Origin of the sequence: Brevundimonas sp., from assembly GCF_023259385.1 — a bacterium.
Classification (GTDB): domain Bacteria; phylum Pseudomonadota; class Alphaproteobacteria; order Caulobacterales; family Caulobacteraceae; genus Brevundimonas.
On sequence record NZ_JAHFPF010000124.1, the window covers coordinates 1 to 9,917 of the forward strand.

At 68.5% G+C, this 9,917-nt stretch carries 7 protein-coding genes; 1 reads left to right on the forward strand and 6 read right to left on the reverse strand.

Annotated elements, in window-relative coordinates:
- Window positions 1-84: 84 nt before the first annotated feature.
- A complete protein-coding gene (locus Q0C81_RS10600; RefSeq protein WP_291837319.1) occupies window positions 85-1,746 on the reverse strand; it encodes a response regulator in 1,662 nt (553 codons plus the stop codon).
- Between the two features lie 32 nt (window positions 1,747-1,778).
- Window positions 1,779-3,278, reverse strand: coding sequence for an ATPase domain-containing protein (locus Q0C81_RS10605; protein ID WP_291837321.1), 1,500 nt, complete (start codon window positions 3,276-3,278; stop codon window positions 1,779-1,781).
- A gap of 521 nt (window positions 3,279-3,799) precedes the next feature.
- Here Q0C81_RS10605 and Q0C81_RS10610 point away from each other — a divergent pair.
- The gene (locus tag Q0C81_RS10610; RefSeq protein ID WP_291837323.1) at window positions 3,800-4,762 is read left to right on the forward strand and encodes a TraB/GumN family protein; all 963 of its coding nucleotides are present in this window, start codon (window positions 3,800-3,802) and stop codon (window positions 4,760-4,762) included.
- Window positions 4,763-4,809: 47 nt separating this feature from the next.
- Here the strand turns inward: Q0C81_RS10610 and rsmA are convergent, their stop codons facing one another.
- From rsmA to Q0C81_RS10630, 4 genes are all read right to left on the reverse strand, one after another.
- Window positions 4,810-5,682 carry a 16S rRNA (adenine(1518)-N(6)/adenine(1519)-N(6))-dimethyltransferase RsmA gene (gene rsmA / locus Q0C81_RS10615; RefSeq protein ID WP_291837325.1) on the reverse strand — a complete coding sequence of 291 codons (873 nt, stop codon included), beginning with the start codon at window positions 5,680-5,682 and terminating at the stop codon, window positions 4,810-4,812.
- A gap of 9 nt (window positions 5,683-5,691) precedes the next feature.
- Window positions 5,692-6,696, reverse strand: coding sequence for a 4-hydroxythreonine-4-phosphate dehydrogenase PdxA (gene pdxA, locus Q0C81_RS10620; RefSeq protein WP_291837327.1), 1,005 nt, complete (start codon window positions 6,694-6,696; stop codon window positions 5,692-5,694).
- Window positions 6,693-8,036 carry a peptidylprolyl isomerase gene (locus Q0C81_RS10625; protein ID WP_291837329.1) on the reverse strand — a complete coding sequence of 448 codons (1,344 nt, stop codon included), beginning with the start codon at window positions 8,034-8,036 and terminating at the stop codon, window positions 6,693-6,695. Before Q0C81_RS10625 ends, pdxA begins: the two co-directional genes overlap by 4 nt.
- Window positions 8,037-8,117: 81 nt before the next feature.
- On the reverse strand, window positions 8,118-9,917 hold a 1,800-nt coding region (locus tag Q0C81_RS10630), incomplete at its 5' end, for an LPS assembly protein LptD (protein WP_291837331.1).

The following is a 9,917-nucleotide window of genomic DNA, read 5'->3' on the forward strand; positions in this document are numbered from 1 at the left end:
TACCACGCCGAACGCAGCAAGCGCGGCCGCAACACCTGGGTCGAGGCCTACAAGGACGCCCTGCTGAACGAGGCGGTTTGAGCCTCAGGCGCTGACGGCCTGGCTGGGCGTCACCAGCATGTTCGACAGTTTCTCGGCCAATTCCGCCTGTTCGAACGGCTTGAGGATCAGTCTGTCTTCCGGCGCCGAGGCGAGGGCGTCGGCGTCGGCGTAGCCGGTGGCGAACAGGATCGGCACGCCGGGGCGGCGGCTCTGCATCTCCCGGGCGAGGTCCGCGCCGTTGAGGCCGGGCATGGCGAAGTCCAGAACCACGGCGTCGATGTCCTCGCGATGCTCGAAAATCTCCAGCGCCGCGCCGCCGCTGCCCGCTTCGATGGCGGTGTAGCCGAGGTCTTCCAGATAGCCCGAGGTCACCTCGCGCACGGCCTCGTCGTCATCGACGACCAGAATAACGACGTGGTCAGCGTGGGCCGCGGTCAGGTCCAGGTATCGGGACACGTGGGGGACGGGCGCGGAATCGGCGCGTGGCAGGAAGATCTTGATGGTCGTGCCTTGGCCCACCGCCGTCTCGATGGCGACGCCGCCGCCGGACTGTTTGGCGAGACCGAAGACCTGACTGAGCCCCAGGCCCGAACCCTTTCCGACGTCCTTGGTCGTGAAAAAGGGCTCGAACGCCCGGGCCAGCACCTCGTCGGTCATGCCGGAGCCGTTGTCGGTCACCGAGACCATGACGAACTGTCCCGCCGGGGGCGCTTCCGGAGATGTCGAGGCGGTGGTCTCCACATTCTCCGTCCGGATCAGCAGGGTGCCGCCGACATTCATGGCGTCGCGGGCGTTGATGGCCAGGTTCAGGATCACCAGCTCAAGCTGGGTCGGGTCGATCATGGCCGGCCACAGGCTGTCGGCCAGCTCGGGCTCGAGGATCTGGACGCTGCCGCCGATGGTGCTCTGGAGCAGGTCCCTCATGCTCCGGACCGTGTCGTTGAGATCGACGGCGCGAGGCTCAAGCTTCTGGCGGCGCGAGAAGGCCAGCATCTGCGCGGTCAGTCGGGCGCCGCGCCGGGACGCCTCGCCCATCATGTCCAGGCGACGGATCAGGGCTGGATCGCTGACCCGTTTTTGCATCTGCTCCACATTGCCGATGACGACGGTCAGCAGGTTGTTGAAGTCGTGGGCGACGCCCGAGGTCAGCTGGCCGACGGCTTCCAGCCGTTGCGCCTGACGCAGGGCGGTCTCGACCTTTTCGCGCTCCGTGATCTGCGAGGCCAGTTGCCGGTTCGCCGCCTCGAGTTCGGCCGTGCGTTCAGCGACCCGGCGCTCCAGCAAGGATTCGCCCTGCCGAATGGCGGCGATAAGCTCGCGCGCCTCATACTGTCTCAGTCGCCCTCGCAGCGCGGTACGCACGGCGCTGACGAGGGTGGTGGGGTGGAAGGGGCGCTCCAGAAAGCTGACGTTGCCGAGCGCCTCCGACAATCGCCGGGCCGCCGGATTGCGCTCGACGCTGCCGCCCCGCTGGGTCAGCAGCAGGAAGGGAAAGTCCGACCACGAAGGTTGCCGGTCGACCCAGTTGGACAGCGGGGCGATGTCGCTGTTGCGCAGGGCCTCATCGGCGATGACCGCCAGGCCCGCGCCTTCCTCCATGCGCTGCTGAAGCGTCGCGAGATCGGGACAGGCGACGGCCGGCACTCCGGCCTCTTCCAGGATCGCGGCGGCGATGGCCCCGTCGCGCCCGTTGGGCGCGAGCACCAGGGCTCTTTGGGAAAGGTCGCCGCCACCACTCATGCAGCGGATTCGCCCAGCAGGCCGCTGCCCTGACCCACGAAGTTCGGCACACCCCGCAACACCCCCTGGAACCCGGTCAGGGGTTCGCCCAGGGTCAGTCCGTCTTCGCCGATATTGTACTCGCGAATGGTCTTCTCGTGGCGGCCGGACCGTTTCTTGATGACCGAGACCGCGCGGCGGACATTGCCCAAGGCTTCGAAATAACGAAGCAGGATTACCGTGTCGGCGAGGTAGGTGACGTCGACCGGCGCCTTCATTTCCCCCACCAGCCCGTGCTGGGCGACGGTCAGGAAGGTCGAGGCGCCCTGGCGGTTGAGATACTGCAGCAGCTCGTGGATGTGCAGGACCAGGAACTGCTCCTGCGGCATGGCCGCCTGATAGCCGTTCAGGCTGTCGATCACGACGGTCTGGATCTGCTGGTCCGACACGCAACGCCGGACCCGGGCGGCGAATTCGCCCGGCGAGAGCTCGGCCGCGTCGATCTGCTCGATGATCAGCCGGCCCTCATCGCGCATGACTTCAAGTTCGATGCCTAGCTGCTTCATCCGGTCGAACAGAAGGCCCAGTTCCTCGTCGAAGATGAACAGGGCGGCGCGCTCGCCACGATGGACTGCGGCCATGGCGAAGTTGATCGCGAAGAGGGATTTTCCGGTGCCGGCGGGGCCGAGAATCAAGGCGCTGGACCCCCGTTCCACCCCGCCGCCCAGAAGCGCATCGAGTTCGGTGACGCCGCTGGACACCGGCGTGCGGTCGAAGGTGGTGCGATGCTCGGACGCGATGATGCGCGGATAGACCTCGAGCCCGCCGGTCTTGATGGTGAAGTCGTGGTAGCCGCCCCGGAAGCGTCGGCCGCGATATTTGATGACCCGGACCCGGCGGCGCTCGGCGCCGTATTCGGGGGCCAGTTCCTGCAGCTGGATCACGCCGTGCGCCACGCTGTGCACTGTCTTGTCATTGATCTCGGTGGTCAGGTCATCGAGCAGCAGAACGGTGGCGCTGTTCTTGGCGAAGTAGTGCTTCAACGCCAGGACCTGGCGGCGGTAGCGAAGCGAGCTTTGCGCCAGCAGCCGGATTTCCGAGAGACTGTCGATCACTACGCGCCGGGGCTTCCTGGCCTCCACGGCTTCGAAGATCATCCGGGTGGTCTCGCCCAGTTCCAGGTCGGACGAATAGAGCAGGCTCTGCTGCTGCTGCTCGTCGAGAAGGCTCTCGGGCGGCACGAGTTCGAAAATGTCCATGCCGTCCAGCGACCAGCCGTGCGAACGCGCGGTCGCGCGGAGCTCATCCTCCGTTTCGGACAGGGTGATGTAGAGTACGCCCTCTCCGAGGCGCGCGCCTTCCAGCAGGAAGCTCATGGCTGCGGTGGTCTTGCCGGTGCCCGGCGCGCCTTCGAGCAGGTAGACGCGATCGCGCTCCAGCCCTCCGGCCAGGATGTCGTCGAGGCCCTGAAGGCCGAATGCGGCTTGCGTAGACCCGTCGGCGCTATGGTCGACCATCACTCTCCTCATGAGTTAGCTGGGCCGTAACGCGCCGACGAGGACTTGGTTACATGCGGACGATTTTTGCGAACGTCTTGAAAGTATGGGGGCGATCCCCAAATCGAGTCTGCTGTTTCAACAATCGAAAGGAGGTGTCGAATGTCTCATTGTCTCACGCCGTATACGGCCCGGATGAACGCGACTTACGCCCTCTCGGGGGTTCGCGCCTGATCCAGCCGACAGGCTGAACAATGGAAGGGCCGCTCCGGAAGGGGCGGCCCTTTTTGCTGGCTGGCGGGCGGCCTCCGTCGGCCTGGTGGAAAGTTTCATTGTCCGAATGTAAAAGGTGCTTGACGTCTCCGGAACCTGAGAAGTAAAGGTTGCTTGTCACAAAGACATAGGAGCTTGTCATGACCGGACGCGCCGACCCCTCGGTCGAGACCGTCTTCGCCCTCTGATCCCGACCGGTCGCCGACCGGTTCTCGCCGGCGCCGCATTCCGCGGCCCCGGATGCAGCCTTCCTCAAAAGGATATCGACCATGACTCTCCAGGCCGTTCTGGGGCGCGCCGCCTCGCGCCTTGAATCCACCGCCGCCGGCATCGCCCTGAGCCTGGCCGCCTGCGCCGTGCTGTTCGCCGGCGACGCCCATGCGACCGAGGCGCAGGCCGCCGCTCCGCCGCCCATCGCCCGCGCCGCCGGCGACGGTCCGCCCCTCTGGGTCATTCGCGACGCGGATTCGACCATCTATCTGTACGGCACGGTGCACATGCTGAAGCCGGGCACGGCCTGGGGCTCGGACAAGGTTGACGCCGCCTTCGACAGCGCCTCGGACCTCTGGCTCGAGATCGCCGATCCGAACGACCAGAGCGAACTGGGGCCGTTGATCCGACAGTACGGCGTCCAGCCCGGCCAGCCGCTGTCCAGCTGGCTGACCCCCGAGGAGAAGACGGCGCTCGACGCCGCCGTGCGCGCCACCGGCATGGAGCCCGCGCAGATCGATCCGTTCCGTCCGTGGTTCGCCGCCCTGATGATCGCCACCGGTCCGCTGACTGTAGCGGGCTTCGACCCGGCGCTCGGCGTCGAACTGAACCTGCGCGCCCGAGCGGTGGAGGCGGGCAAGCCGATCCACGGCCTTGAGACGGTGGGCCAGCAGATGCGCGGCCTCGCGCTGATGAGCGACGACAATCAGAAGGTCTATCTGCGTCACTATCTGAAGACCTGGAACGCCGTCGCGGGCGATCTCGATCGCCTCGTCGCCGGTTGGATCGCGGGAGACGAGACCGCCCTGGCGGAGTTCGCGCTGGAGAACGGTCGTGCGATCTCGGAAGAGACGCACCAGACCTTCCTGGCCCGCCGCAATGCCGACTGGGCCGGTCAGATCGAGACCCTGCTCAAGGGTTCGGGCGTCAGCTTCATCGCCGTGGGAGCGGGACACCTGGCCGGCGACGACAGCGTGCAGGAGATGCTGGCCGCGCGCGGTGTGACCGTGACGCGCGAATAGGAGCGGACGTCAGGGCGGGGCCGTTCCGGTACGAGCGGCCCTTTCGCCTAGGCGCGTTTGCGCCGCGCCAGCGTGGCGCCGCCGTCCGTCGGCGGCGTCAGTTGCGTCTGCCCGGAGGCGGCGCGGGCCAGGCGCAGGAAGCCGTCCAGGTCGATGACCTCGGCGCGGTCCTCGGGGCTGATGCCGGCGGCTTCGCACAGGTCGGCGCCGCCCAGCGGCTTCAGGCTGGAGCGCAGCATCTTGCGGCGCTGGCCGAAGGCGGCGGCGGTGACCCGTTCCAGCGCCTTCAGCAGGGCGGCGTCGGGGCGATCAGCCCTGGGGACCAGATGCACCACGGCGCTGGCGACCTTGGGCGGCGGGGTGAAGGCGGCGGCGGGCAGGTGCATGACCAGCTTGGCTTCCGCCACGGCCTGCGAGATCACCGCCAGCCGGCCGTAGGCGTCCTCGCCGGGCTTCGCCACCACGCGCTCGGCGACCTCCTTCTGGAACATCAGGGTCAGGGACAGCGGCGTCCACGGCCCGGTCAGCCATTTGATCAGCAGCGGTGTGCCGACGTTGTAGGGCAGGTTGGAGACCAGGTGGGCGGGGCCTTCGACCAGCTCGGCCTCCTTCACCTTCAGCGCATCGGCCTCGACGATCGTCAGGCGGCCGTCGCCGTCTTGCAGTTCGGTCAGCAGGGGGATGAAGCGCGGGTCCTTCTCGACCAGCACCACCTTGCCGGCGTCGCTCTCCAGCAGGGCGCGGGTCAGGCCGCCGGGGCCGGGTCCGACCTCGATCACCGCGCGGCCCTCGAACGGTCCGGCCAGCCGCACGATCTTGCGCGTCACATTGAGGTCGAGCAGGAAATGCTGGCCGAAGCTCTTCTTCGCCGCGAGGCCGTGCGCGTCGAGGTGTTCGCGAATGGAAAGGTCGGCGGTCACGGACGCTGCTTAGCCCGCCGCGCGCGCCGCCGCCATCATTCCGGCGAGGCGGATGGCGGCGATCAGGCTGTCGGCGCGGGCGACGCCCTTGCCGGCGATCTCGAAACCGGTGCCGTGATCGGGAGAGGTGCGGACCACGGGCAGGCCCAGCGTCGCATTCACCCCGCCCCAGAAGTCCAGCGTCTTCACCGGGATCAGGGCCTGGTCGTGATACATGCAGATGGCTGCGTCGTAGGCGGCGCGGGCCTCGTCATGGAACATGGTGTCGGCGGGCAGGGGGCCGGCCACGTCCATCCCCTCGGCCCGCAGGATCTGGATCGCCGGGGCGATGACCTCGATCTCCTGCAGCCCCAGGGCGCCGCCTTCGCCCGCGTGCGGGTTCAGGGCGGCGACGGCCAGGCGCGGGCGGGCGATGCCGAAGTCGCGCTTCATCGACTCGTGGACCACCCGCGCGGTGCGCAGGATGCGTTCGGCGGTGACCAGCTCGGGCGCCTCGGCCAGGGGCACGTGGATCGTCACCAGGCAGACGCGAAGGTCGGCCGCCGTCAGCATCATGACCGGGCCGCGCGTGCCGGCGTAGGGCGCGTCGGCGGTCAACTCGGCGATGAACTCGGTGTGGCCGGGGAAGCGGAAGCCGGCGGCGTACAGCGGCGCCTTGGCGATGGGGGCGGTGACCACGCCCGAGGCTTCGCCGGACAGGGCCAGGTTGACCGCCTGCTCGATCCAGTCGGCGACGGGACCGGCGTTGGCGGGCTCGGGCCGGCCGGGGCTGACCGGAGCGGGCAGGGGCTGGTCCAGCACCGGGACGGCGCGAGCGAAGACGGCGGCGGCCTCGCTGAGGTGTGGAATGGACTGGACCGGCTGCCCCTGCGCCCGCAGCAGGGCGGCGTCGCCGATGACGGCGAAGACCGGCCCCGTCTCGCGCAGGGCGGCCCAGGCGCGCGCGATGATCTCGGGCCCCACGCCCGCCGGTTCTCCCATCGAGAGAGCCAGCGGCGCGGGCGCCGCGGTCACTGCTTGTACTCGATCAGGGCGTCGTTGCGCAGGTCACGCATATAGCGGCGGCCCAGGGTGGCGATGTTCTGGCGGAAGATCTGGTTCTCGACCGTGCGGGCGTCAGGCGCCTCGCTGCCGCCCACGCGACGGCCGCAGACGGCCAGCAGGTGAACGCCCAGCGGGGTGCGCACCGGCGAGCTGATCGTGCCAATCTCGGCCGAGCGGGCGACCTGCTGGAACTGCGGCGCCAGGTTCTGGACATCGGATTCGCCCAGATCGGAGCCCAGCAGACCCTGTTCCGAGCTCGCCCGGGCCTGGATGTTGTCGCAGGTCAGCTGGCCGCGGATGGCCTCCAGCCGTTGCGTCGCGGCGGCCACGTCGGCCTCCGACGCCGTTTCGGGCAGTTCGATCATGATCTGCTTCATGGCGACCAGGCTGGTCGAGGCGCCGTCGCGCTTGTCACGCATGTAGATGATGTAGACGCCGCCCTCGACCGGGATGGGACGCGACAGCTGTCCGGCGTCCAGCTGGTCGAGCGCCTGCTGCAGGGCGGGCTGGACAGTGCCCTCGACGACCCAGCCGGCGTCGCCGCCGCGGGTGGCCGACGGGGCGGCCGAGAACTGCTGGGCGACGTTCTGGAAGGGCGCGCCCTGGACCATCTGGGCCACCAGCTGGTTGGCGCCGTTGAGCGCGGCCTGCTGACCGCCGACGCGGCTGGCCTCGATGTAGATCTCGCCGATCAGATACTGCTTCTTGGCCGCGGCCTCGTTGACCTGACGCAGGGCCGCGTCGATGGCGGCGCGGCTGGCGCGGGCGCGGCTCTGGAAACGACCGCCGACCAGCCGGGACCAGCCGATCTGGGTGCGGAGCTGGTCACGGAAGGTCGAGGTGCGGATGCCGCCTTGGGCCAGATACTGGAGGTAGTTTTCGGGCGTGGTGCCGACTTCCCGCGCCATGTCCGCGATCTCGGAGTCCACGTCCGCGTCTGGGACCTTCAGGTCCTCGTACTTGGCCAGTTCCTGATTCTGCAGGCGTTCGTCGATCAGGACGCTCATGGCCTGCTGCTGGATCGCCGGAAGGTTTTCGGCGGTCGGCTGCACCTGGGTCATGGCGATCAGCAGCAGCATGCGCTGGCGCAGATCGAAGCCGGTGATGACGCTGTCGTTGACCGTGACCAGAATGCCGTCGGCGAGCTGGAACTGCGGCGCGGCGGCCGGAGCGGCCGGCGGAGCCTGCTCGGCCGCTGGATTCAGCGTGCCCGCGGCGGCGGGGGCCTGTCCCGGAGCGGTCTGGGCCACGGCCGAACCGGCCAGCAGGGCGGCCAAAGCCACGCCCGTCAAATAACGCTGCAAACGCATGTCAGTCCTGGTTCCTCAAGCGGCGCCGTCCGGTTCGACCGCGGGAATTGTACGCTTCGCGCAGCCCGAGTCGCGCGTCGGTCAGCGCCCGTCGCCCTGTCCATAACCTGTACCGCCGAAAGTGGCGAGGTTTAGGCGGATATAGATGCCTTCGGACGGTCCGCTCGGCCGTACGCTCGTGTTGTCGCGGCGCCACCCGATCTCGAAACGGAAGCAATCGTCGTCAAACAGCAGGCCGACTTCGGACCGGGTGATGATGTTGCGCTCCAGATCGGCGACGCCTGCGGCGGCCACCCCCCAGTTGCCGTAGACGAACTGCTGCCCCGCGACCTGAACGAATTCGTAGTTCCGGTTCTCGGGTCCCGCGAGCGGGTTGGAGCGATCGACGACGTAGCTCATCGTCCCCTGGTTGCGCAGGCCCCAGCGGCCGTCGACGGCCAGTTCGGCGCGGCGGATGTCGCCTGAGGAATCGACGGTGGCGTGGCCCCAGCCGCGAATGCGGTCCGACGGCGAGAAGCTGCCCTGCACGACCCAGTCCGAGGTATCGGCCGACAGACCGGTGGGGTCATAGAGGCGGGTCGGCGCGTCCGGCACCGGGACCAGGAATTCCGTCTGTTCGCCGTCCCGGAAGCTGCGGCCGACGAACAGGCTGGCCTGGCGGCTGTCGCCCCAGCGCACGGTGGCCTTGGCGCCGGTGGTCAGGCGCAGGCCGCCCTCCACCAGGTCGTAGCCGGGGAAGCGGTCGATCCGGAACAGCGAGCTTTCGTCCAGCTCCACGGTCGCGCTGTCCTCGTTGGGAATGCGGACGTCGAGGTCGGGATCGGTCGACATCGACAGCTGGGCCATCGGCTCGATGATCAGGTCGGCGCCCGGCCCCAGGCGGCGGATCAGCGGATAGGAGACGTCCAGCCCCACGGTGGCGCGGGTCCGGCTGATGGTGTCGCCCTCGATGCCCAGCACCGGCGGCAGGTCGCTGACCGAATAGACATCGGCGCGCACGTCGACGAAGGGCTCCCAGCGCAGGCCGATCGGCGAGATCAGGACCCGGCGCCATTCGGCCTGGCCGGAGATCCGGCGGCTGTCGACGCCGGGATAGCCGAGGGTCGGGCCGGCCGGGATGACGCCGGGGCGCAGGACCGGGCTGCCGATATAGTCGTCGCGCGACAGGGACACGGCCGAACCGCGCAGGCGCAGGCGTCCGCCCAGCACCGGACCGTCAGGCTCCCACCGGGCTTCGATCAGCGGCGCCACATAGGGCAGGTCGCCGTCGCTCTCGAACACGTTCAGCGCCGGCGTGATGAGGCTGAATTCCTTCACCCGCAGGCTCTGGATCGAGAAGGCGGCGATGGACAGGTAGGACCGCTCGGTCTGATGCTCGGCGTAGATCTGCGAGATCAGGCGGCGTTCGTCGCCGTAGTAGAGACCGTTGTCCTGATAGGGCGAGCGGACGTCGTAGCGGTCGAACAGGGTCTTGTCCGAGGTGCGCTCGGCCGTGAAGCCCCACCGCCAAGGACCCGCCGGGTCGAAGGCGCCGTAGCCCAGGAAGTAGCTGCGGCTGGTCAGGTCGCCGAAGCGCACGTCGTTCTCGACGGTCCCGTCGCCGTCGAGGTCGAAATTGCCGAAATTGCGCTCGTAGGTGTAGCCGCCGCGCAGGACCAGCGTGCCGTCAGCGAAGCGGCGGCGCCATTGCAGGTTCACGAACGGTGCGACGTCGGTGTTGAACTGCGGGCTGATCAGCCAGTCTTCGGACGGCGATATGACCTGCAGATAGGGAACCTCGACGCTGACGCCCCGGCCTTCGTCATAGCTGGGGATCGGGACCAGGAAGCCCGAGGCGCGGTCGACCGTGGGGTCGGGGTGCGAGAAGACGGGCAGGTAGAA

Excerpts from the sequence above, each read along its gene's own strand:
- Q0C81_RS10610 (WP_291837323.1), top strand. The coding sequence starts at position 3,800 with ATGACTCTCCAGGCCGTTCTGGGGCGCGCCGCCTCGCGCCTTGAATCC.
- Q0C81_RS10625 (WP_291837329.1), bottom strand. The coding sequence starts at position 8,036 with ATGCGTTTGCAGCGTTATTTGACGGGCGTGGCTTTGGCCGCCCTGCTG.
- Q0C81_RS10605 (WP_291837321.1), bottom strand. The coding sequence starts at position 3,278 with ATGGTCGACCATAGCGCCGACGGGTCTACGCAAGCCGCATTCGGCCTT.